This window comes from Bradyrhizobium sp. 164, assembly GCF_023073715.1.
Classification (GTDB): domain Bacteria; phylum Pseudomonadota; class Alphaproteobacteria; order Rhizobiales; family Xanthobacteraceae; genus Bradyrhizobium.
Genome location: NZ_JADPKA010000050.1, coordinates 62,380 through 82,827, shown reverse-complemented (window position 1 = coordinate 82,827; position 20,448 = coordinate 62,380). Strand labels below are relative to the sequence as shown.

The window sequence follows — 20,448 nt, the reverse complement described above, 5'->3', positions numbered from 1 at the left end:
CTCCTGCCTTGCCTCAAACGTCCTCGGGATTGTCGACATAGACGAGCCCGGCTTTGGCAAGAGCGTCGCGCATGCTGTACATGTCGAGGCCGAGCTCGCCCGAGGCGAGACGCTTGCGCTTGCCGCCTTCATCGGCATTGCGCTTTTTCGCCTTCTCGGCGACTTCGGGGGCGTACCGCTTCGGCACCACGACGACGCCATCGTCGTCAGCCACGATGATGTCACCGGGATCGACATTGACGCCGGCGCAGACCACGGGGACATTGACCGAGCCGAGCGTCGCCTTCACCGTTCCCTTGGCCGAGACTGCGCGCGACCACACCGGAAACTTCATCTCGTGCAGCGCTTTGACATCGCGACAGCCGGCATCGATGATCAATCCTTGCACGCCGCGCGCCGTAAGCGAGGTCGCCAGCAATTCGCCGAACATGCCGTCGGTATTGTCGGTGGTGCAGCCGACGACCAGGATGTCGCCCTTCCTGCATTGCTCAACCGCAACATGGATCATCCAATTGTCGCCGGGTTGCGCCAGCACGGTGACCGCGGGACCCGCAATCGCCGCGCCCGCCCACACCGGCCGCAAATATGGCTTCATCAGGCCGATGCGACCATAGGCTTCATGTACGGTCGAAACGCCGTATTCCGCCATGCCGGCGGGATCGGCACGCTTGATGTTGCGAACGACGACCGGCTTCATGCGAGTTCCTCCGCGACGGTCGGAAACAGACGCTGATAGGCCTCGCCATAGGTCATGGGCACGCCGGTGTTGCGGCTGCCCTGGATGCCTCGATTGAGCGCGACGCGTTCGTAATAGCCCCACAGATGCTTTTGCGCGGCCAGGATCTGGAACGCCTCGTACTTCGCCTTCCAGACCTCGTCGATCTTGAGGAGCAGGTCCGGCTTGTAGTTGCACTGCTCCGGCTGGTGTGGCTCGAACAGGAACACCGGCGGCGCCGAGTATTTGTACTGCGCGCCGGGCTTGTGGCCCATCGCCTGCGCGACCACGCGGGTCTCCTGCGCGAAATGCGCAGCGTTGGGGTGGTCGAAATTATAGGGGTCCTCCAGCGCGTGCGTCAGCACGAAGCTCGGATCGAGCTCGCGGTAGATGTCGACCATGCGATCAAAATGCGCCTCAGTGAGCTTCAGCGGATAATCGCCGCAGTCGAAGAACTCGATCTCGGCACCTAACAGCTTTGCCGCCCGCTCCGCCTCGTCCTTGCGGCCGGCCTTGACCGATTCCAGCGTCGCCCCCTTCTCCTTCCAGGCGAACTGGCTCTCGCCGCGCTCGCCGAAGGACATGCAAACGATCTTCATGCGATAGCCCTTCTTCGCATGCAGCGCGATGGCGCCGCCGGCGCGCCAGACGAAATCGCCGGGATGGGCGGTGATCACGAGACCGGTTTTCATGGGACAAGCTCCCTCTTTCGTTCGTAAGCATCAAAGGCCGTCTGCCTCAGGCAGGAAGCCGGTTCATCAAGCCGCGGCGGCCGCTTGCTCCTCACCGTCGAGCACATGCCGGAGGCGCTCGCTGTCGAGCGCGCCTTCCCACTTGGCAATTGCGATCGTCGCAACCGCGTTCCCGATCAGATTGGTCGGCGTTAGCCCCTGCGACATCAGGCGATGAATGCCGAGCACCAGCGCAGCGCTTGTCACCGGAATGGTGCCGGTGGCCGACAGCGTCGCCGCCAGCACGACGAAGGCGGCGCCCGCAATCCCCGCCGCGCCCTTGGAGGTGACGAGAAGGATCAGCAGCAGCTCGATCTGCTCGGCAAGGCCGAACGGCGTGTTGGTCGCCTGCGCCAGGAACACCGAAGCAGCGGCAAGATAGAGGCAGGTGCCGTCGAGATTGAAGGAATAGCCGGTCGGGATCACAAGTCCGACGACGCTCTTCTCGCAACCGGCCTTTTCCAGCTTGGTCAGCATCCGCGGCAACACCGTTTCCGAAGATGTCGTGGCGATGCAGATCAGCAGCTCTTCCCAGATATAGCGGATCAGTTTGACCAGCGAGAAGCCGCAGAGCCGCGCCACGGGGCCGAGCGCCACGATGATGAAGACCACGCAGGTGAGATAGAAGCCCCCCAGTAGCTTGCCGAGCGAGGGCAGCGAGCCAACGCCGAACTTGCCGACCGTAAAGGCGATAGCGCCGAACGCGCCGATCGGCGCCGCCCACATTACCAAGCCAACGACGGCCAACACCATCTTGGCGGCGATGTCGATCAGATGCACCAGCGGCGCGGCACGCTCGCCGAGCTGCACCAGAGCAAAGCCGCACAGTACGGAGATGAACAGCACCTGGAGAATGTTGCCCTCGGCAAAGGCGCCGACGAACGTCACGGGCACGATGTTCATCAGGAACGGCACGAAGCCGATCGCACCGGTCTGCCTGACATAGGGCTCGATCGCGCCGGCATTGATGCTGGCGGGATCGATGTTCATGCCGACGCCGGGCTTGAGCAGGTTCATCGCGACGAGACCGATGATCAGCGCGATCGTGGTCATGACTTCAAAATAGACGATCGCCTTCACCGCAATGCGCCCGACGCGCGCCATGTCGGCCATGTGCGCGATACCGTGCACGACGGTGCAAAAGATGATCGGCGCGATCAGCATCCGGATCGCCTTGATGAAGGCATCCCCGAGCGGCTGCATCTTGGCGCCCGCCTCGGGACTGGCGATCCCAAGCGCGATGCCGGCCGCCATGGCGATGAGCACCTGGATCCAGAGCTCCTTCCACCAGGCGCGGCCGCGCGGCTTTTCGATCGCGAGCGCCGTCATTGGTCGAACCCAAACAGGCGCGCGGGATTATCGACCAGGATCTTCTGCTGGAACTCCAGCTCCGGCGCGAACAGCGGGATCAGGTCGACAAGGTCACCGTCGTTTGGCATCACCTTGACGTTCGGATGAGGCCAGTCGGTGCCCCAAATGACGCGATCGGGCGCGGTCTCGACGATCTTGCGCGCGAATGGCACCGCGTCCGTGAACGGCGGACCGGCCGAGGACACCCGCTCCGAGCCGCAGATCTTGACCCAGCATTTTTCGTCGCGCTGCATCAGTTCGACCAAAATTCTGAACGGAAGCTGGTCGAGCCCATCGGAGGTCTTCACCCGTCCCATGTGGTCGATGGTGTAGCTGAGCGGCAGTCTTGCCAGCATGTCGGCATATTCGGGCAAGTCGATCGCGTCAAAATGCAGATCGATATGCCAGCCGAGCGGCGCGACCATGGCGATGACGCGGTCGAACACGCTCTTATCGGGGACGCCGCCGAGATGGCGGACGAAGTTGAAGCGGCAGCCGCGGAAGCCGCCCTCGTGCAGCACCCGAAGCCCGCGCTCGGTGATGGTGTCGTCGATGTTTGCGACCGCGCGATAGGCACCGTTGCTCTGCGCGAGAGCGTCCAGCGCTACCGTGTTGTCGGTGCCGTGCACGCTGGCATTGACAATGACGGCGCGCTGGATGCCGAGCTTGGCATGGAGCGTGCGGAATTTTTCCAGCGGCGCATCGGGCGGCGTGTAGGAGCGGTCCGGCGCGTACGGATATTTCGCGCCGGGTCCGAAGATATGGCAATGGGCATCGCAAGCCAGCCTTGGCAGCTTGAATATCGGCCTGCGCGTGTTTGGGTCTGGCGGCGGAATGGTCGGCGTGTACATCATGATCTTCAGCTGAACTTGAACAGGCGCGCGGGATTGTCGACCACCAGCTTCTGCTGGACCTTTGCGTCGGGCGCGTAGAGCGGGATGAGGTCGACGATCTCACCGTCGTTCGGCATGATCTTGACGTTGGGATGCGGCCAATCAGTGCCCCACAGCACGCGATCGGGTGCGTTGTCGATCAGCGCCTTGGCGAACGGCACTGCATCATGGAACGGTTTGCCGGCCGCTGACGCACGTTCAAGACCGGTGATCTTCACCCAGCATTTATCGTCCTTCTTCTGGAGATCGAGCAGCGCGGTGAAGCTGGGGTCGCCGAGACCTTTCGCGGCCTGGACCGTTCCCATGTGATCGATCACGTAAGGCGTCGGCAGCGCGGAAAGGATGAGCGCGAATTCGGCAATCGTGCCCGGCTCGAAATAGAGGTCGACGTGCCAGCCGAGCTCGGCGACCCGGTGCACGATGCGCTGGAATTTTCCCATGTCGCCGACGCCGCCGAGGCGCTTGAGAAAAGCGAAGCGGCAGCCGCAGATGCCTGCCTTGTCGAGCGCCGCCAGCTCCTTCTCGGTCATCTCGTCGTTGACATTGGCGATGCCCTTGTACGCGCCCTCGCTCTGGGCGATGGCGTCGGTCACGACGCGATTGTCGGTGCCGTGAACGGTGGCATTGACGATGACGCTGCGTTCGACCCCGATCTTCTCGTGCACGCTGCGGAATGCCTCCAGCGGCGCATCGGCCGTGTTGTAGGGGCGCTTTTCCGCGAAGGGGTAACGCGACGCCGGCCCAAAAACGTGGGTGTGGCTATCGCAGGATTTCGCTGGCAGCTTGAACGACGGCGTCTTGGGATTTGCATGCGGCGGCGCGATCGTGGGGATCGCCTTCGGCTCGGCGCCTTGCGCGCGTGCTTCATTCGCAAGCGCCGCGCCGGCCAGGCCAGTCAAGAGATGCAAGCACTCCCGCCTATTCATGTCCTCAACACCCCGTCACATGGTCCACTTGCGAGTGGAAGCGTAAGGCCGCGCCTCCCCTCGTGCGGCTTCTTTCAAGTCTTGCTGCTGACGACCGGCCGCCGCCGCACCGGCGCGGCTTGATCCAGCGCGGGCGCCTGGAACGAGGCAACGGTGGCCTGCACCAGTTGCTCGATGGCATTGGCTGCATCGCCGCCGTCGGCCTCACCGCGCGACAGGCGCGACACGCGCTCCGGCGTCACCAGTGAATAATAGAGTGCACCCAGCAGGAAATGGCTGCGCCAGACGATGTCGGTGCGCGGAATGTGTGGCAGACTCTCGTGAATCGCGTCGATGAAGGCGTGGCTGGTGTCGTCAAAGGTCTGCGCGATGATTTTTCGAGCGACCTCGTTGCCTTCCGCCGACATCACGGCACGCAGCCGCGTGAAGCGCGCGCCGCCGCCGGCGAGATCGCTGCCCGAGGTGAAGGCCGGCACCACATAAGCGCGCACGATCGCCTCCAGCCGATCCTGGAGATCGCGCACGCGCTTGGCGGCCGCGAGCAGTTCGGATCGGCGCAAATTCATCGGCCCGCAATGGCGCCGGTAGATCTCCAGCAGTAGGCCGTCCTTGGTCTTGAAATGATAGGTCACGCTGCCGGGATTGGCCCCGGCAGCCTGCGCGATGTCGCGCACCGACACAGCATTGAAGCCGTTCGTGGCAAACAGCTCCTCGGCCGCGGCGAGGATCGCCTCGCGCATGTTCGGCTTGCGGGCCGTTTCCTTGCTGGTGGACTTGCGTACCATACGATTTGTACTATCGTACAAAAGATCAAGTCTCGTCAACAAAAACAACGGGCGGTGTCCGCAATGGCCTGGAGACCGCCGGCAGGCGGCCGAATGCCCTCAAGGAGTGCTGGGAAATGCTGGGTTTGAACAAAAAGATCGGCGGTTTGATGCTGTGTGCCGGTCTGCTGCTGGCGGGCGGCGCCGCGCAGTCCGCCGACATTTATCCGAGCAAGCCGGTCCACATTCTGGTCCCCTACGCCGCGGGCGGTGCGGTGGACGTGCTCGCGCGCACGCTGGGCCAGGCGCTGGCCAAGACCTGGGGCCAGCAGCCCGTGATCGACAACCGCCCGGGCGCAGGCGGCATCGTTGCCTCGCAGGCGCTGACGCAGGCCGCGCCGGACGGATACACGTTGATCCTGGTCGCGAGCGGTCATCCTCTCAATCAGTTCATCTATCCGAGCGTGCCCTACGACACGTTCAAGGATTTTACCGCGATCACCGAGATCGCTTCCTCGCCGCTCGCGATCGTCGTCGCCAAGGACAGCCCCTACAAGACGCTTGGCGATCTCTTCACTGCGGCGAAGAAGGAGCCGGACAAGCTCTCCTATGGCATGTCCGGCAACGGCACCTCGGCGCATCTGGCCGGCGAACTGCTCAAATACATGTCGGGCAGCAAGATCGTGGCGATCCCTTACAAGGGCGGCGCACCGGCGCTGACGGCGGTGATCGCCGGCGAGATTCCGCTCAGCATCAATCCGCTCGCGGAAGCGATCGGCCAGCTCGAAGGCGGGCCGGTGCGCGCACTCGCGGTGACCTCGGCCGAGCGCTCCAAGGCGCTGCCGGATGTTCCGACCGTCACGGAAGCCGGCGTGCCCGGCTACGACGTCTCGGTCTGGTGGGGCCTGCTCGGTCCGGCGAAGATGCCGCCGGAGATCGTCGCCAAGCTCGAAACCGACCTGAAGGCGGCGCTGCAGGATCCGAGCGTCCTGTCGACGCTCGGCAAGATCGGCGCCACCCCGGTTGGCTCCTCCGCCAAGGACTTTGACGCCTATATGCATGCCGAGGCGACGAAGTGGGAGCCGTTGCTGAAGGCCGCCAACATCCGCGCCCAGTGAGGCTGTTCGCACGAGAATCGCACTAGGCGCCTCGGGCAGCGCCCTGCTCAGCACGCCCGCGCGCCCCGACGGCGAAGACGCGCGAGTGGCCAGCCTCCGCCCAGCAAGAAGGGACGCGCCGTTCAGTTATGGGCCCTCGCCCGCATTTTCTCCGGCGGCGCGGGGCGCCGCGGCAAATCGGCATCATCGTCACCCGAGGGGATCAGGATCGCACGCTCGCGCGGCAGTGCCTCCGGCATCTCGTCGCGGATGAAGGCCACGAGCTTCTCTCTGACCTCGCAGCGCAGGTCCCAGGATTGCGGCGCATTGCGCGCGCTGACCAGCGCGCGAAGCTCGATGGTGCGCGAATCTGCGTCGATCACCTGGAGATTGACCACGGCGCCGTCCCAGAGCTTGGACTGCTTCACCGCCTCCTCCAGCCAGCGCCTGATGCGCGCCACATCGGCACGGTAATCGACATGGAGCCCGACCACTCCGATCAGCGAGGCGGTGTCGCGCGTCCAGTTCTGGAACGGCTTTTCGATGAAATAGGACAGCGGCACCACCATACGGCGCCAATCCCACAGCCGGATCACGACATAGGTCGAGGCGATGTCCTCGACCCATCCCCACTCGTTCTCGATGATCACGGCATCCTCGATGCGGATCGGCTGGGTGATGGCGATCTGCAAGCCCGCGATCAGATTGCTCAGCAGCGGCCGCGCGGCAAGACCGACGATGATACCGGCGGCACCGGCGGAGGCGAAAAGGCTGACGCCATATTGCCTCACCGAGTCGAACGTCATCAGCGCGGTGGAGACTGTGATGATAACGATGATGGTGTCGGTGACACGCTTGAACACGCGGACTTGCGTGACTTGCTTGCGCGCGATGAAATTCTCGGTGACGTCGCGAAAGTTCTGCAAGTATCGCGCCGCACTCATGTCGACGATCCGGATCGATATCCAGCCGATCAAGGCGATGACGGCGACGACGAACAGGCGCATCAGCGGCGTGCGGATCGTATCGTCGAGCGGCGCAAGTGGCAGGACCAGTGCCACGGCAGCCAGACACAGCGCCAGCTGGGCCGGGCCGGACGTGCGCTCGATGAACACACTCAGGAGCGGAAGCCGGGTTCCGAAAGCGCGATTGAGCAGCCAAACAGCGAACCGATAGAACGACAGAGCGAGCATCATCGCGCCGGCGACCAAGCCGAGGCCGATGAACCATGACGGTATCCAGCCGAACATCCTGTCGATGTCGGCCATAAGGGTCTGCCAATTCATTGCTGTCCCTGTCCTTACGTACGCGTCAGCGCTCAACGCCTGCCGCCCAGCTTCGCTCCCCTATCTCGTGCAACGCAGCATTCCGCTGGTGCAACCGCTGCCGAACTGAGCTAATTTAGGGCGCCCATGACCCGACGTAGCGGCAGCGCCGATCTTCCCTTGCACACCGGACGTGTTCCGCCGTGGCTGGCAAGCCGCATGGCTTCGTTGGGCGCAATCGTCACTCAGGCGATCGTGCATCATTACGGACGCGACGCGTTCATGCAGCGGCTGTCGCATCCGTTCTGGTTCCAGTCGTTTGGCGCCGTGATGGGGATGGACTGGCACTCCTCCGGCATCACGACCTCCGTGATCGGCGCCCTGAAGCGTGGACTCGGACCGCTCCAGGACGAGCTCGGCATCTATGTCTGTGGCGGCCGCGGCCAGCATTCACGCAAGACGCCGGACGAGCTGTTGCAGCTTGGCGAGCGTGTCGGCTTGGACGGCGCAATGCTGACGCGTGCCAGCCGCCTGGTGGCGAAGGTCGACAGCGCGGCTGTGCAAGACGGCTTCGACCTCTATCTCCATGGGTTCTTCGTCACCGCAGAGGGCAAATGGACGGTGGTGCAGCAGGGCATGAACGGCGACAAGCGGCAGGCCCGCCGCTACCACTGGCATTCCGAGGCGCTGAAGAGTTTTGTCGATACGCCCCACACTGCGATCGACGGTCCCAAGCAAGGCGAGATCGTCAACCTCACCGACCATCGCGCCGATATCTCGCGCACCGCGCAGCTCGAGCTGTTGAGAGGTCTTGGCCCGGATCGCATTGTCTCCGAGTTCGAACGACTCACCGGCCTCGAGCCGGCGCAGGCCATACTGCCGCATCTGATCATGCCCGCGCATCACGACGTTCGCCCCAAGGACGTGTTCGCACGACGCCTGCACGGCACGCTGGCCGCGGCGGCCGAGCGCGGCCCGGTCGATTTCCCGGAGCTGTTGCTGACGCCCGGCGTCGGTGCGCGCACCGTGCACTCACTTGCGATGGTCGCCGAGGTCGTGCACGGCGCACCCTATCGTTTCAACGATCCCGCGCGCTTTTCGCTCGCCCATGGCGGCAAGGACCGGCATCCCTATCCCGTTCCAATCAAGGTCTATGACGAAACTATCCAAGTGCTGAAGGGCGCGATTCAGAACGCCAAGCTGGGACGCGAGGAAGAAATGCAGGCGATCAAGCGCCTCGACGACCAGGCGCGGCGGTTGGAGCGGACCGCACAGGGCCCCTCGGTCGAGGCCTACATCGCCGGCGAGCGTGCTGCCTCGCCCGACCTCGACGGCCGATCCGTGTTCGGCTGGGAGCGCGATCTGACACCGACCAAAAAGCGGACCGGCTGAAACCGGTCCGCGAGTTGGTCGGGAGGAACGCCACTTCTCAGGTCTCGGTCTCCGGCTCATCGTCGAGCCGGTTGGCTGCATGGTCCTGATACTGCTCGGTCTGGATGAACTTGCCATCCATGCCGCGGATGTCCGAATGCTGTGCCTTGTCGCGGTTTGACAGCACCATGTTGTCGCCGATCTTGTCCTTCGGGATTTCGGCCATGGCGCCAGTGCCATCGCCCTTGCCATGCATTCCCGATCTGAAGTGCGTCTTGCTGCCGTGCCCTGCTGGCATCGGTTTCTCCTCTTGCAGTGATCTTCCGAAGACTTAGTGCTTTTGTTGCGCCGGCATTGGCTTCGGCGGCTTGTGGCCGCTCTGGCCGGAATCATTGTGCTTGTTGTGATCGCTCTCCTGATTGAGGCCGCCGCGACTTACTGCGTATTCGCTGTGCCTGGCTTCCGAGCGCGCGCGATGAACAGCAGCGTCCTCGGCATTATGGCCGATAGCCTGATCGAGCTCCCGCGCGTCGGGAACATCGGGCTTGCGCTCGAGAATGCGAACCTGCTGCTCGTGGGTCTTTTTGCCTTGCATTGCTGTTCTCCGGACTACCGGCGCCTTCGGTGCGCGCCGCCATGTGCGACGTCCTTGTCGATGCCGCCGCCGACGCCCACATCATTCTCGCGATCGCCCTCGATTGTGTTCTCACCGAGAGCATCTTCGAGATCGTCGGGTGACGCACCCGCCATTGTCGCTCCCTTTGATCCTCCGATCAGGGGATTTTCGCGCATGTCCTTCTCGCTAGGCATGTACAACTTGGGTTGCTTGCTGCTCATGAGCTACCTGCCTCCGCCCTTTCCGGCTTCATCGTGTCTGTGATGGGAATCGCGCTCGCCGCCTCCGCCGGAGATCCGGCTGTGACTGCGCTGCAAATCGTCCGCCGGCGGTTTCTTCACTTCCAGCGGGGCCTTCGCATTCTCGTGCGAAGCGCCAGGTCCGCCCTGACGAATGCTGTTTGGTGTCTTGATGGATGTCGACATGAACGTCGTCCTCCTCACCGATCTTGCTGATAGCCTTGATTGGTCGTGTTCTGCTTGATGTTGCCCTGCTGTCCCTGCTGGTCCGGATTTTCCACGCGCCGTTGGCCGTGCGGGGTCCGATCCGCCGACACTTGCTTGGCGTCGCCAGTTCCCTTCGGGCTCTGATTATCCGGTGGAACAGGTGGCATCTTGCTGGCCATGATCTTGTCTCCGTTAAGACGGTGACCTGCGATGCGGCCAAGGAACTCGTCGCCGCGTTCGAGGTCCTGATGACAACAGGACCAGCGGCACACCGTTCCTGACTGATCACGTTCGGCAAAGATTTTCCGAAAGATCGCGGACTGAGCCCGCCGCGGTGAGGGAACGATCAATCATAGCTCCGCGCGCGCCTCTGTTCCGCGGGCCCTCAGTTGAGACGGGAAGTTTCGCAATCGCACGCAAACCCGGCCGCCTGCGCCAGCGGACCTCTGCCGGATCGACGGCCAAGCCAAGCTTTGGCCATCGTACGAACAGCGCTTCGAGCGCGCACGCCGCCTCAATGCGCGCGAGCTGGTGGCCGAGGCAGAAATGGATCCCCGTCCCGAACGAGATGTGCCGGTTCGGCCTGCGCGCGAGATCGAGGCGTTCCGGACGATCGTGCACCGTAGGATCCATGTTCGCCGCGGCGAGCATCGCCATGACGCGATCGCCCTTCTTCAGGCGCACGCCTTCGACGTCGAGATCCCGCCGCACATAGCGCGGCTTTGAGAATTGCACTGGCGAGACGAAGCGCAGGAACTCTTCGACGGCAAGCCCGACGCGACTCCAGTCCTCTTCGAGCCAATGGCGCAACCCGGGATTCCGGAGCAGTTCGTACGCCGAGCCGCTGATGAGATGCGTGGTGGTCTCCGATCCGGCCGCAAGCAGCAGAAAGACCATCGAAACCATTTCGTCCGGCGTGATCTGGCCGCCCTCGCGCTCGACCTGAACCAGCTCTGCGATCAGGCCTTCGCCGCCTTGCACACGTGCAATCTGCAACTGCCGCTCGAGGTAGGCACGCATCTTGCGGAACGCGAACAGCAGCCGGAAAAAGCTGACCACATTGGTCAGCGAGGACATCGTGTTGGCCCAGGCGATGAATCTCGGACGGTCGGCCGGAGGCAGGCCCAGGAGTTCGGAGATCACCGCAAGCGGCAGGATACGCGCGTAGCGCTGAACCAGATCGGCCGGGCTTCCGTTCGCAAAGAGCTCGTCGGCGAGACCGTCGGCAATAGTACGGATGCGCGGCTCCATCGCGACGATGGCGCGCCGACGAAAGGCCTCGTCCACGATGCCGCGGAGCCTCGTGTGATCCGGCTCGTCCATCGTCAGCATGTTGTTGGCGATGGTCTTGACGTATCTCGGCATCCACCAGCGCAGACCAGCGACGTCGCCATCCTCCCTTCGGAACGTGAACGTCGCGCCGTCCTTCAGGACCTGCGCGGTGGCGTCATGGGTTGTGGTAATCCAGACGTCGCCGATGAGAGGAAATCGCGTCGCGACCACGGGGCCAGACATGCGCAGCGTCGCAATCGCCTTGGGCGGATCGCGAAAGAAGGCCTCGCTGGTGAAATCGAGGCGCGCTGTCATGGGTTCACCGGAGTGATTGCTGGCGTCTCACCGAGATGGTGCACGGCGCGGGCCGTGCAAGGGTGGAGCGCGCCCTCCGCTTCAGTCGCAGGTGTCGAGAGACACGCCTACCCCCGTCCCGGAGATCGCTGCCCGGTCTTGCGCTGCTGCGTGTAGGCGTCCCAATGGCTCCAGCTGACATTGCTGAGGCTTTGCAGGTCGGTCGCGAGCGGTCGGCGCGTGCGCTTATCGCGATCGGCGATCACGCGCTCGGACTGCGCGATCTTGCGCTTGAGTTCCGCGATGGTCTTCTCGGATTGACCGTTCCGCTTCGACGAGGCGATCTCGCCCATCGTGAAGCGCGCGGTCTCCAGCGCCTTCAACTCGGCGCGGTTCTTCTTCAACTGGACCCGGTGCCAGGCGATGTTGCTGTCGCTGTCCGCAACCATGTGGGAACTCCGCTGATTCGCTCCCACATAGTATCGTGCGCCGAATCGACGCCGCAACGGGCGCCCGGCGGCGAAAATGCGACCTTATTGGGCAGGAATTACGGGCCTAGAACGTTTTCGAGGGAGGTCGATACCGGTCCTCGTAAAGAAAACGCGTCAAAATAAGAATCTGGAGCCCCGTTCCGATGCGCATCGGAACGGAAATGGGCTTTAACGCTCGGCAAAGGCCTTTTCGACCACGAACTGGGCCGGCTCGCCGTGATTGCCCTCCATGAGGCCGCGTTCACCCAGCAGCACGCGCGTGTCCGCGACCAGGGCCGGACTGCCGCAGATCATGACGCGGTCGTGGGCAGCTTCCAGCGCCGGGAGACCGATGTCGCTGAACAGCTTGCCCGAGGTGATGAGGTCGGTGATGCGGCCGCGATTGCGGAACGGATCGCGCGTGACGGTCGGATAGTAGATCAGTTGATTGCGGATGTATTCGCCGATCAGTTCGTCCTTCGGCAGCGTCTCGGTGATCATCTCGCCATAGGCGAGCTCGTTGACATGCCGGCAGCCGTGCAGCAGCACCACTTTCTCGAAGCGCTCGTAGGTTTCAGGATCCTTGATCACGCTCAGGAACGGCGCGAGACCCGTGCCGGTGCCGATGAGGTAGAGGTTGCGGCCCTCTTCCAGGTTGTCGATCACCAGCGTGCCGGTGGCCTTGCGGCTGATGATGATCTCGTCGCCTGCCTTCAAATGCTGAAGCCGCGAGGTCAGCGGACCATCCGACACCTTGATCGAGAAGAACTCCAGCGTGTCCTCGTAATTGGCGCTGGCGACGCTGTAGGCCCGTAGCAAGGGCTTCTCGCCGACCTTGAGGCCGATCATGGTGAATTCGCCGTTGCGGAAACGGAAGGTCGGGCTGCGGGTGGTCTTGAAGGAGAACAGCGTGTCCGTCCAGTGGTGGACGCTCAAAACACTTTCCTGATTGTAATTGCTCATCACACCTTCCCTGTCGCTTCCAACGCAGTTCCGAGGCGGGCAGCTATGCGTCGTTTGTACACAATCATTCGTATACTAATGAATAATCTGGCTTGATCCCGCGGTCAAGGCTGCCCAAGATCGAAAGCATTGCAGCTAGGAATAAGGAGCCCCTTCCATGGCGCATGACACACCCCAGGCCACCGGACCCTCGAAGCTCGTGATCCGGAATATCGGCTTGATCCTGTCCGGCGCCCTGGAAAAGCCGATCCTGGACGGCGACACCATCGTTGCCGAGAACGGCAAGATCACCGCCATCGGCCGATTCAAGGACGTCGACACGGAAGGCGCGACCACGATCGTCGACGCCCACGGCACCACGGTCGCGCCGGGCCTGATCGACAGCCACGTCCACCCTGTTGCGGGCGACTGGACGCCGCGGCAGAACCAGATCAACTGGATCGACAGCTACCTCCATGGCGGCGTCACCACCATGATCTCGGCCGGCGAAGTGCACACGCCCGGCCGCCCCCGCGACGTCGTCGGCCTCAAGGCGATGGCGGTGTTCGCCCAGCGCGCGTTCTGGACCTTGCGCCCCGGCGGCGTGAAGGTTCACGCCGGCGCGCCGGTGATCGAATGCGAGATGGTCGAAGAGGATTTCAAGGAGATGGCCGCCAATGGCGTCAAGCTGCTCGGCGAAGTCGGTCTCGGTGGCGTCAAGGACGGCCCGACGGCACGCAAGATGGTCGGCTGGGCGCGCAAATACGGCATCCAGAGCACCATCCACACCGGCGGCCCCTCGATCCCCGGCTCCGGCCTGATCGACAAGGACGTGGTGCTGGAAGCCGACACCGACGTGGTCGGCCACATCAATGGCGGCCACACGGCGCTCCCCGACGACCAGATCCGCTGCATCTGTGAGGGCTGCAAGCGCGGCCTCGAGCTCGTGCACAACGGCAACGAGCGCTCGGCTTTGTTCACGCTGCGCACCGCGCGCGAGATGGGCGATCTGCACCGCGTCATCCTCGGCACCGACGCGCCGGCCGGCTCCGGCGTGCAGCCGCTCGGCATTTTGCGCATGGTGTCGATGCTGTCCTCGCTCGGCGAGCTGCCGGCCGAGATCGCCTTCTGTCTTGCCACCGGCAACACCGCGCGCATGCGCGAGCTCGATTGCGGCCTGATCGAGGTCGGCCGCTCCGCCGACTTCGTCATCATGGACAAGGCGCAGCACTCGCCGGGCAAGACCATTCTGGAGAGCGTGCAGCTCGGCGACCTCCCCGGCATCGGCATGACCATCATCGACGGCATCGTGCGCACCCAGCGCAGCCGCAATACCCCGCCGGCGGGCAAGGTGCCGGAGCTGGTGACGAAGTGACGGCAGTGGCCGTCATTCCGGGGCGCGCGTGAGCGCAAACCCGGACTCTCGCACAACAGCGTCGGGTTTCCGAGTTCACGCGCAATGCGCGTGCCCCGGAATGACGGAAACGATCACCGCAGCTTGTTCAGCAGCGCCATCAGCGTTTCGCGCTCTTTTGCATCCAGCGGCGCGAGCGTCTCGCGGGTGATCGCGAGCGCGTTCGGCGCTAGCCTCTCCGCAAGCTGCTGACCCGCGCGCGTCAGGCTGACCAGCAAGCGGCGTCCGTCTTCCGGATCCTGGCTCGTCTCGGTCAAGCCGCGCGCCGTCAGGCGGTCGATCACGCCCTTGATGGTCGCGACGTCCATCGCCGTGAGACGTCCGAGCTGGTTCTGCGAGCACGGCCCGGTCTCAGCGAGCTTCGACAGCGCTGCCCATTGCGTCGGCGTCAAATTGGTGCCGATATCGCGCGAGAAGATTGAGCTGTGGCGTTGCCAGACCTGGCGCAGGATGAAGCCGACCTGCTCGTCGAGCACGTAAGGCGGTTTTGCCGGTTTGACGCTTTTCTTCGCCGTAACGCTTCTCGCCATCCGTTCCCCACCCTCACAACGACAGATGCGCGTCGCGGATATCCGGACGCGCGTCGAGTTCGGCCATGGTGCCGCCGAAGCAAATGCGGCCGCGCTCGATGATGTAGGCGCGATCGGAAATCAGCCGCGCGAAATGCAGATTCTGCTCGGAGACGACGATGCTGACGCCCTCTTTCTTCATGGTCAGGATGGCATCGACCATCTGCTCCACGATCTTCGGCGACAGGCCCTCCGAAGGCTCGTCCAGCAGCACCAGCGACGGATTGCCCATCAGCGTGCGCGCAATGGTGAGCATCTGCTGCTCGCCGCCGCTCATGCGTCCGCCGGAGCGATTCTTCATCTCACCCAAGTTTGGAAACAGCGCGAACAGTTTTTCGCGCGTCCAGTGCGGCGCGTTCGGACGCTTGGGCTGGCGGCCGACCTCGAGATTTTCCTCAACGGTCAGGTCTGTGAAGATGCGCCGCTCCTCCGGCACATAGCCCAGGCCCTCGCGGACGATCTCGTGCGTCGGACGCACCGAGACATCCTTGCCCTCGAACATGATGCGGCCGGTTCGCTGCGCGACGAGGCCGACGATGGAGCGGAACGTCGTCGACTTACCCGCGCCGTTGCGCCCGAGCAGTGCGACGACCTCGCCCTCACCGACCTCGAAGCCGATGTCGAACAGGATATGCGCCGGGCCATAATGGCTGTTAAGCCCTTCGACCTTCAGCTTCATGCCGAGGCTCCCTCGCGATGGCGGGCATCATAGACGAGGCCTTCGCCGAGATAGACCGCCTGCACCTGCGGATTGCCGCGCACTTCGGCCGGCGAGCCCTCGGCGATCAGCGCGCCGCGGTTGAGCACGATGATGCGGTCGGCATGTTCGAACACGACGTCCATGTCGTGCTCGGTGAAGAGCACGCCGATCGATTTCTCCCGCGCGATCTGCGCGGTCAGCCGCATCAGGTCGACGCGCTCGCGCGGCGCCATGCCCGCGGTCGGCTCGTCCATCAAGAGCAGCTTTGGCTGGTTGGCGAGCGCCACCGCAAGCTCGAGACGCTTGAGGTCGCCATAGGCGAGCTCGCCGCAGGGGCGATCAGCGTAGCCGCCCATGCCGACCAGCTCGAGCAGCCGACCGGCTTCGCCGCGGTCGAACTTCGGCGCCGAGCCGAACAGATTGAACAGCTGCTTTCCGTGCGATATCAACGCGACCTGCACGTTCTCGCGCACGCTCATGGTGGCGAAGGTCGCGGTGATCTGGAACGTGCGCCCGACGCCGAGCCGCCAAACTTCGCGCGGTTTCCTGCCGGTGATCTCTTCACCTAATAGGCGGACATGCCCGGAGTCCGGCTTGTTCTGGCCGTTGAGCATGTCGAAGCAGGTGCTCTTGCCGGCCCCGTTCGGGCCGATCAGCGCCAGAATCTCGCCTGCACGCAACGAGAACGACACGCCGCGCACGGCATGAATGCCGCCATAGGATTTGGTCAGGCCTTCGACCGCGAGAAGTGGGGGTGCGACGCTCATTCGGCGGACTCGATCGGCTTAGCAAGCAAGGGAGATGCCGGCGGCGATGCTTTCTTACGGCGCTGCGCCAGCATCTCGAGCATGCCAACGATTCCCTTGGGGAAGACGACGACGATCAGCATGATGAAGCCGCCGAGCACAAGCTTCGACAAGTCGGTCTGGCTGATCAGCCAGATGTTCAAAGCCTTGTAGACGATGGCGCCGATCACCGCGCCCGACACCGTTTCGACGCCGCCGAGCAGCACCATGACCAGCGCATCGACCGACAGCGAAATGCCGAGATTGTCGGGGAAGACGCTGCCCTTGAGGTAGGCGAACAGGGCGCCGCCGATCCCAGCGGTGGTTCCTGCGATGACAAAGGCCGTCCACCGGATGCGCTTCGCGTCGATGCCGATCGCTTCGCTGCGCAGCGTCGAGTCACGCGTTGCTCGGAGCGCATAGCCGAACGGCGAGAACACCATGGCTCGAAGCGCGATCGTGACGAGCGCCGCGACGCCGAGCGCGAGCCAGTAGAAATGCGGTGGGCTCGCGGCCCAGCTCGACGGCCACAGGCCCAGAATGCCGTTGTCACCGCCTGTCACGTCCACCCACTGAAATGCGATCGACCACACGATCTGCGCGAAGGCGAGCGTCAGCATCGCGAAGTAGACGCCGGAGAGCTGCACCGCGAAGAAGCCGAACACGGCCGCGCCCAGGCAGCCGAGCAGCGGGCCGAGCAACAGACACACGATCATCGGCAGCCCCGCCATCTTGGCGAGGAAGGCAATGCCATAGGCGCCAAGCCCGAAATAGGCGGCATGGCCGAACGATGCGAGCCCGCCGACCGACATCAAGAAATGCAGGCTGACGGCAAAGATGACGAAGATCGCGATCTCCGAGCCGACCGTCAGCGCGTAATTGCCGGCGAACAGCGGCAGCGTCGCTGCGATGACGAGCGCGGCAAGTGCAGCCAGCCGTTCATTCGGCGTCAATGGCCGCCAGGGATTGACGGTGAGGCCCGGCGTCTTGCGCGCAGCCGCCTCGGGCCTGCCGAACAGGCCCCAGGGCCGCACGATCAGCACCACTGCCATCACCAGGAAGACCAGAATGATGGAGATCTTTGGAAAGATCAGGATGCCGAAGGCGTTGAGTTCGGACACCAGCACCGCCGCAACGAACGCGCCGACGATACTGCCAAGGCCGCCGATCACGACCACGACGAAGACCTCGACGATGATCCGGAGATCCATGGCGTGATGCACGGCATCGCGCGGGATCTGAAGCGCGCCGCCGAGAGCGGCGAGGAAGACGCCGACTGCGAACACGGAGGTGAACAGCCATTTCTGATTGACGCCGAGCGCGGCGACCATGTCGCGGTCCTGCGTTGCGGCGCGCACCAGCACGCCCCAGCGCGTGCGCTGAAACAGCAGCCAGAGAATGCCGAGCACGACGGGTCCGAGCACGATCAGGAATAGGTCATAGCTCGGAATGTTCTGGCCGAAAAAATCGATCGCGCCCTTGAAGCCGGGCGCGCGGCGGCCGACGAGGTCGTCGGGTCCCCAGATCAGCACCACGAGATCTTCGACCATCAGGGTCAGGCCAAACGTCGCGAGCAGCTGGAACAATTCGGGCGCATGATAAATGCGCCGGAGCAGCACCATCTCGACGATGATGCCGATCATCGCCACCGCCAGCGCCGCCAGCACGATCCCGCCCCAGAAGCCGAACGCACCCGACAGTCGCTCGGTGAGCGTGAAGGCGATGTAGGCGCCGATCATGTAGAAGGCGCCATGCGCGAAATTCACGATCCGCGTCACGCCGAAGATAATCGACAGGCCCGAGGCCACCAAGAATAGCGACGCTGCGCTGGCGAGACCGGTCAGAAACTGTGCGACGTAAAAGGCCATCGGCGGTCCGGGTAGAGGTTGAGGTCACCTCTCCCCACGAAGAGCGGGGAGAGGGAGGGGAAAGATAATCAATCCTTCGGCCGCAGCTTCTCGACCTCGGCATCGGTGGGCAGATAGTCCGCGCCCTTCTTGTAGGACGAATCCACCATCACACCCTTGCCATCCTTCAGCGCGGTCTTGCCGACATAGGCACCGAGCGTCGATTGATGGTCGATCTTGCGGAAGGTGATCTCGCCGAAAGGCGATGGCATCGACAGGCCTTCGGCCGCGGCGATCAGCTTCTCCGGATCGGTCGAGCCGGCCTTCGCCAGGATTGCCGCTGCCGACTTGATGGTCTGATAACCGACGATCGAGCCGAGGCGCGGATAGTCGTTGTACTTGGCCTGGTAGGCCTTCAGGAACGCGTCGTGCTCTGGCGTCTTGATCGAGTACCAGGGATAGCCGGTGACGATCCAACCCTCCGGCGTCTCCTCCTTGAGCGGATCGAGATATTCCGGTTCGCCGGTCAGGAAGGAGACGACCTCCCGCCCCTTGAACAGGCCGCGGGTGTTGCCTTCGCGCACGAGCTTGACGAGGTCGGCGCCGAAGGTGACGTTGAGGATGGCTTCCGGATTGGCGGCGGCAACCGCCTGCACCACCGGACCTGCGTCGATCTTGCCCTGCGGCGGCCACTGTTCGTCGACCCACTGGATGTCCGGGCGCTTTTCCGACATCAGCTTCTTGAACACCGCGACGGCCGATTGGCCGTATTCGTAGTTCGGCGCGATCGTCGCCCAGCGTTTCGCCGGCAGCTTGCTGGCTGCCTCCACCAGCATCGCCGCCTGCATGTAGTTGGAGGGACGCAGGCGGAAGGTGTATTTGTTGCCCTTCGACCAGGTGATCGCGTCGGTCAGCGGCTCGGCCGCGAGGAAGAACACCTTCTTCTGGTTGGCGAAGTCGCTGACGGCGAGGCCGATGTTCGACAGGAACGTGCCCGCGAGCATCGCAACGCCCTCGCTCGAGACGAGCTCATTCGCAGCGGTCTGCGCATCCGCCGGCTTGCCGCCATCGTCCTTGGAGATGACGACGAGCTTCTTGCCGTTGATGCCACCGGCCGCGTTGATCTCCTCGGTGGCGAGCTGCCATCCCTTGCGATAAGGCTCGGTGAAGGCCGGCAACAGCGAATAGCTGTTGATCTCGCCGATCTTGATGTCCTGCGCCAGGGCCGAATGGGCCATGCCGCCGGCCAGAAGCGCGAAGGCCGCGCCGACAAAAACGTTTCTTGCTCGCATCCCAACCTCCAGTTTTGAACTTCTCTGCCTTTCGCAAACGATCTGATCGGAGAACCCGTGCCCGGTTCTCCGGACGCGCTATCTCAAACCGTCTTCGCCCTTGATCTCCGCAACCGTCAGCCCGCCGACGCGCGGCAGTGGACGGCCGCTGTCGGTGACGGCAACCGCGACCATGATTTCATTGGCCCGCGGTGCATCGTTGATCTGTACCTCCATGCCGTCGAAATGGCTGCGTACGAAAGCCGCGTCCTTGTGCCCCAGAGGGATATCGAGCGTGGTGCCCGGGCCGCTGCGTTTTTTCGACGACGGGATCAGCGCCGCGCCCTTGCCCAGCACTTTTCGCACCGGCGCACCCATCTTCGGATGAAGAATGGCGGCGGCGTGCTCCAGCTCGCCGTTCTCGCCGACGGCGGCGGCCTTGCCATAGCTCTGCACCTTTGCGCCATCGATCCCGAGCGCCGCCACCGCGCGCTTCGATAGCAGCTCGCCCAGCTCCTCGCCAATCGCGACGAGCGGCGAAAGGTCTTCGACATATTTCCCCGCAAAGGGATTCTCGATCACGGCGATCGCCGCGGCGCGCCGCGTCGGCGGCGACACCTGACGTCCCATCTCCATCTGGGTCTCTTCGAGGACGGTGACGATCTTGCGGATGATCGCGTTCATGATTGTTTCCTCAAGTAACTTCCCTG

23 protein-coding genes are annotated in these 20,448 nt (G+C 63.8%); 3 read left to right on the top strand and 20 right to left on the bottom strand.

What is annotated here, in order from left to right; all coding sequences use genetic code 11:
• Nucleotides 1-13: 13 nt before the first annotated feature.
• The 6 genes from IVB01_RS17685 to IVB01_RS17660 form a co-directional block, all read right to left on the bottom strand.
• Nucleotides 14-697: a 4-carboxy-4-hydroxy-2-oxoadipate aldolase/oxaloacetate decarboxylase gene (locus IVB01_RS17685; RefSeq protein ID WP_247276867.1), complete on the bottom strand. Its 684-nt coding sequence runs from the start codon at nucleotides 695-697 to the stop codon at nucleotides 14-16.
• Nucleotides 694-1,407, bottom strand: a complete 714-nt coding sequence (locus IVB01_RS17680) for a PIG-L deacetylase family protein (RefSeq protein ID WP_247276866.1) — start codon at nucleotides 1,405-1,407, stop codon at nucleotides 694-696. Before IVB01_RS17680 ends, IVB01_RS17685 begins: the two co-directional genes overlap by 4 nt.
• A 66-nt stretch (nucleotides 1,408-1,473) precedes the next feature.
• Nucleotides 1,474-2,775 carry a C4-dicarboxylate transporter DctA gene (gene dctA / locus IVB01_RS17675; protein ID WP_247449205.1) on the bottom strand — a complete coding sequence of 434 codons (1,302 nt, stop codon included), beginning with the start codon at nucleotides 2,773-2,775 and terminating at the stop codon, nucleotides 1,474-1,476.
• Nucleotides 2,772-3,650: an amidohydrolase family protein gene (locus tag IVB01_RS17670; RefSeq protein ID WP_247276864.1), complete on the bottom strand. Its 879-nt coding sequence runs from the start codon at nucleotides 3,648-3,650 to the stop codon at nucleotides 2,772-2,774. The genes dctA and IVB01_RS17670 overlap by 4 nt, the downstream gene beginning before the upstream one ends.
• Nucleotides 3,651-3,655: 5 nt before the next feature.
• On the bottom strand, nucleotides 3,656-4,615 hold the full coding sequence (locus IVB01_RS17665; protein ID WP_247276863.1) for an amidohydrolase family protein: 960 nt from the start codon (nucleotides 4,613-4,615) through the stop codon (nucleotides 3,656-3,658).
• Nucleotides 4,616-4,689: 74 nt separating this feature from the next.
• Nucleotides 4,690-5,400 (bottom strand): TetR family transcriptional regulator, encoded by a 711-nt coding sequence (locus IVB01_RS17660; RefSeq protein ID WP_247276862.1) that lies wholly within the window; start codon nucleotides 5,398-5,400, stop codon nucleotides 4,690-4,692.
• A 116-nt stretch (nucleotides 5,401-5,516) separates the two neighbouring features.
• Here IVB01_RS17660 and IVB01_RS17655 point away from each other — a divergent pair, with 116 nt between their 5' ends.
• The gene (locus IVB01_RS17655) at nucleotides 5,517-6,497 is read left to right on the top strand and encodes a tripartite tricarboxylate transporter substrate binding protein (RefSeq protein WP_247276861.1); all 981 of its coding nucleotides are present in this window, start codon (nucleotides 5,517-5,519) and stop codon (nucleotides 6,495-6,497) included.
• A 122-nt stretch (nucleotides 6,498-6,619) separates the two neighbouring features.
• Here the strand turns inward: IVB01_RS17655 and IVB01_RS17650 are convergent, their stop codons facing one another.
• Complete coding sequence (locus tag IVB01_RS17650) at nucleotides 6,620-7,762, bottom strand: mechanosensitive ion channel family protein (RefSeq protein WP_247418515.1); 1,143 nt, start codon at nucleotides 7,760-7,762, stop codon at nucleotides 6,620-6,622.
• 126 nt (nucleotides 7,763-7,888) lie between these two features.
• Between IVB01_RS17650 and IVB01_RS17645 the strand changes: the two genes are divergently transcribed.
• Nucleotides 7,889-9,133, top strand: coding sequence for a DUF763 domain-containing protein (locus tag IVB01_RS17645; RefSeq protein WP_247276859.1), 1,245 nt, complete (start codon nucleotides 7,889-7,891; stop codon nucleotides 9,131-9,133).
• A 37-nt stretch (nucleotides 9,134-9,170) separates the two neighbouring features.
• Here IVB01_RS17645 and IVB01_RS17640 read toward each other — a convergent pair whose 3' ends face one another.
• From IVB01_RS17640 to IVB01_RS17610, 7 genes are all read right to left on the bottom strand, one after another.
• Complete coding sequence (locus tag IVB01_RS17640) at nucleotides 9,171-9,410, bottom strand: hypothetical protein (protein ID WP_247276858.1); 240 nt, start codon at nucleotides 9,408-9,410, stop codon at nucleotides 9,171-9,173.
• Between the two features lie 33 nt (nucleotides 9,411-9,443).
• On the bottom strand, nucleotides 9,444-9,707 hold the full coding sequence (locus IVB01_RS17635) for a hypothetical protein (RefSeq protein ID WP_247276857.1): 264 nt from the start codon (nucleotides 9,705-9,707) through the stop codon (nucleotides 9,444-9,446).
• Nucleotides 9,708-9,952: 245 nt separating this feature from the next.
• Entirely contained in the window at nucleotides 9,953-10,153 is a 201-nt protein-coding gene (locus IVB01_RS17630) for a hypothetical protein (RefSeq protein ID WP_247276856.1), read from the bottom strand.
• Nucleotides 10,154-10,167: 14 nt separating this feature from the next.
• The gene (locus IVB01_RS17625) at nucleotides 10,168-10,353 is read right to left on the bottom strand and encodes a hypothetical protein (RefSeq protein WP_247276973.1); all 186 of its coding nucleotides are present in this window, start codon (nucleotides 10,351-10,353) and stop codon (nucleotides 10,168-10,170) included.
• Nucleotides 10,354-10,459: 106 nt separating this feature from the next.
• Nucleotides 10,460-11,761 carry a cytochrome P450 gene (locus IVB01_RS17620; protein ID WP_247494711.1) on the bottom strand — a complete coding sequence of 434 codons (1,302 nt, stop codon included), beginning with the start codon at nucleotides 11,759-11,761 and terminating at the stop codon, nucleotides 10,460-10,462.
• 107 nt (nucleotides 11,762-11,868) lie between these two features.
• Nucleotides 11,869-12,189 carry a hypothetical protein gene (locus IVB01_RS17615; protein ID WP_247494710.1) on the bottom strand — a complete coding sequence of 107 codons (321 nt, stop codon included), beginning with the start codon at nucleotides 12,187-12,189 and terminating at the stop codon, nucleotides 11,869-11,871.
• Between the two features lie 210 nt (nucleotides 12,190-12,399).
• Nucleotides 12,400-13,173 carry a ferredoxin--NADP reductase gene (locus IVB01_RS17610; protein ID WP_247276853.1) on the bottom strand — a complete coding sequence of 258 codons (774 nt, stop codon included), beginning with the start codon at nucleotides 13,171-13,173 and terminating at the stop codon, nucleotides 12,400-12,402.
• A 157-nt stretch (nucleotides 13,174-13,330) separates the two neighbouring features.
• Here IVB01_RS17610 and IVB01_RS17605 point away from each other — a divergent pair, with 157 nt between their 5' ends.
• On the top strand, nucleotides 13,331-14,527 hold the full coding sequence (locus IVB01_RS17605; protein WP_247276852.1) for an amidohydrolase family protein: 1,197 nt from the start codon (nucleotides 13,331-13,333) through the stop codon (nucleotides 14,525-14,527).
• 113 nt (nucleotides 14,528-14,640) lie between these two features.
• On the opposite strand, the gene IVB01_RS17600 is transcribed toward IVB01_RS17605, so the two are convergent.
• From IVB01_RS17600 to IVB01_RS17575, 6 genes are all read right to left on the bottom strand, one after another.
• Nucleotides 14,641-15,096 carry a MarR family transcriptional regulator gene (locus tag IVB01_RS17600; protein WP_247276851.1) on the bottom strand — a complete coding sequence of 152 codons (456 nt, stop codon included), beginning with the start codon at nucleotides 15,094-15,096 and terminating at the stop codon, nucleotides 14,641-14,643.
• Between the two features lie 13 nt (nucleotides 15,097-15,109).
• Nucleotides 15,110-15,814: an ABC transporter ATP-binding protein gene (locus IVB01_RS17595; RefSeq protein WP_247276850.1), complete on the bottom strand. Its 705-nt coding sequence runs from the start codon at nucleotides 15,812-15,814 to the stop codon at nucleotides 15,110-15,112.
• A complete protein-coding gene (locus tag IVB01_RS17590) occupies nucleotides 15,811-16,602 on the bottom strand; it encodes an ABC transporter ATP-binding protein (RefSeq protein ID WP_247276849.1) in 792 nt (263 codons plus the stop codon). Before IVB01_RS17590 ends, IVB01_RS17595 begins: the two co-directional genes overlap by 4 nt.
• Complete coding sequence (locus IVB01_RS17585) at nucleotides 16,599-18,488, bottom strand: ABC transporter permease (RefSeq protein WP_247276848.1); 1,890 nt, start codon at nucleotides 18,486-18,488, stop codon at nucleotides 16,599-16,601. Before IVB01_RS17585 ends, IVB01_RS17590 begins: the two co-directional genes overlap by 4 nt.
• A 68-nt stretch (nucleotides 18,489-18,556) precedes the next feature.
• Nucleotides 18,557-19,759, bottom strand: coding sequence for an ABC transporter substrate-binding protein (locus tag IVB01_RS17580; protein ID WP_247276847.1), 1,203 nt, complete (start codon nucleotides 19,757-19,759; stop codon nucleotides 18,557-18,559).
• A 78-nt stretch (nucleotides 19,760-19,837) separates the two neighbouring features.
• Entirely contained in the window at nucleotides 19,838-20,422 is a 585-nt protein-coding gene (locus IVB01_RS17575) for an amino acid synthesis family protein (RefSeq protein WP_247276846.1), read from the bottom strand.
• Nucleotides 20,423-20,448 lie beyond the last annotated feature (26 nt).

Coding starts and splice junctions, on each gene's coding strand:
- IVB01_RS17650 (WP_247418515.1), bottom strand. CDS start 7,762: ATGAATTGGCAGACCCTTATGGCCGACATCGACAGGATGTTCGGCTGG.
- IVB01_RS17590 (WP_247276849.1), bottom strand. CDS start 16,602: ATGAGCGTCGCACCCCCACTTCTCGCGGTCGAAGGCCTGACCAAATCC.
- IVB01_RS17640 (WP_247276858.1), bottom strand. CDS start 9,410: ATGCCAGCAGGGCACGGCAGCAAGACGCACTTCAGATCGGGAATGCAT.
- IVB01_RS17605 (WP_247276852.1), top strand. CDS start 13,331: ATGGCGCATGACACACCCCAGGCCACCGGACCCTCGAAGCTCGTGATC.
- IVB01_RS17575 (WP_247276846.1), bottom strand. CDS start 20,422: ATGAACGCGATCATCCGCAAGATCGTCACCGTCCTCGAAGAGACCCAG.
- IVB01_RS17600 (WP_247276851.1), bottom strand. CDS start 15,096: ATGGCGAGAAGCGTTACGGCGAAGAAAAGCGTCAAACCGGCAAAACCG.
- IVB01_RS17665 (WP_247276863.1), bottom strand. CDS start 4,615: ATGAATAGGCGGGAGTGCTTGCATCTCTTGACTGGCCTGGCCGGCGCG.
- IVB01_RS17645 (WP_247276859.1), top strand. CDS start 7,889: ATGACCCGACGTAGCGGCAGCGCCGATCTTCCCTTGCACACCGGACGT.
- IVB01_RS17660 (WP_247276862.1), bottom strand. CDS start 5,400: ATGGTACGCAAGTCCACCAGCAAGGAAACGGCCCGCAAGCCGAACATG.
- IVB01_RS17635 (WP_247276857.1), bottom strand. CDS start 9,707: ATGCAAGGCAAAAAGACCCACGAGCAGCAGGTTCGCATTCTCGAGCGC.
- IVB01_RS17580 (WP_247276847.1), bottom strand. CDS start 19,759: ATGCGAGCAAGAAACGTTTTTGTCGGCGCGGCCTTCGCGCTTCTGGCC.
- IVB01_RS17630 (WP_247276856.1), bottom strand. CDS start 10,153: ATGTCGACATCCATCAAGACACCAAACAGCATTCGTCAGGGCGGACCT.
- IVB01_RS17620 (WP_247494711.1), bottom strand. CDS start 11,761: ATGACAGCGCGCCTCGATTTCACCAGCGAGGCCTTCTTTCGCGATCCG.
- IVB01_RS17625 (WP_247276973.1), bottom strand. CDS start 10,353: ATGGCCAGCAAGATGCCACCTGTTCCACCGGATAATCAGAGCCCGAAG.
- IVB01_RS17585 (WP_247276848.1), bottom strand. CDS start 18,488: ATGGCCTTTTACGTCGCACAGTTTCTGACCGGTCTCGCCAGCGCAGCG.
- IVB01_RS17680 (WP_247276866.1), bottom strand. CDS start 1,407: ATGAAAACCGGTCTCGTGATCACCGCCCATCCCGGCGATTTCGTCTGG.
- IVB01_RS17685 (WP_247276867.1), bottom strand. CDS start 697: ATGAAGCCGGTCGTCGTTCGCAACATCAAGCGTGCCGATCCCGCCGGC.
- IVB01_RS17610 (WP_247276853.1), bottom strand. CDS start 13,173: ATGAGCAATTACAATCAGGAAAGTGTTTTGAGCGTCCACCACTGGACG.
- IVB01_RS17615 (WP_247494710.1), bottom strand. CDS start 12,189: ATGGTTGCGGACAGCGACAGCAACATCGCCTGGCACCGGGTCCAGTTG.
- IVB01_RS17655 (WP_247276861.1), top strand. CDS start 5,517: ATGCTGGGTTTGAACAAAAAGATCGGCGGTTTGATGCTGTGTGCCGGT.
- IVB01_RS17670 (WP_247276864.1), bottom strand. CDS start 3,650: ATGATGTACACGCCGACCATTCCGCCGCCAGACCCAAACACGCGCAGG.
- IVB01_RS17595 (WP_247276850.1), bottom strand. CDS start 15,814: ATGAAGCTGAAGGTCGAAGGGCTTAACAGCCATTATGGCCCGGCGCAT.
- dctA (WP_247449205.1), bottom strand. CDS start 2,775: ATGACGGCGCTCGCGATCGAAAAGCCGCGCGGCCGCGCCTGGTGGAAG.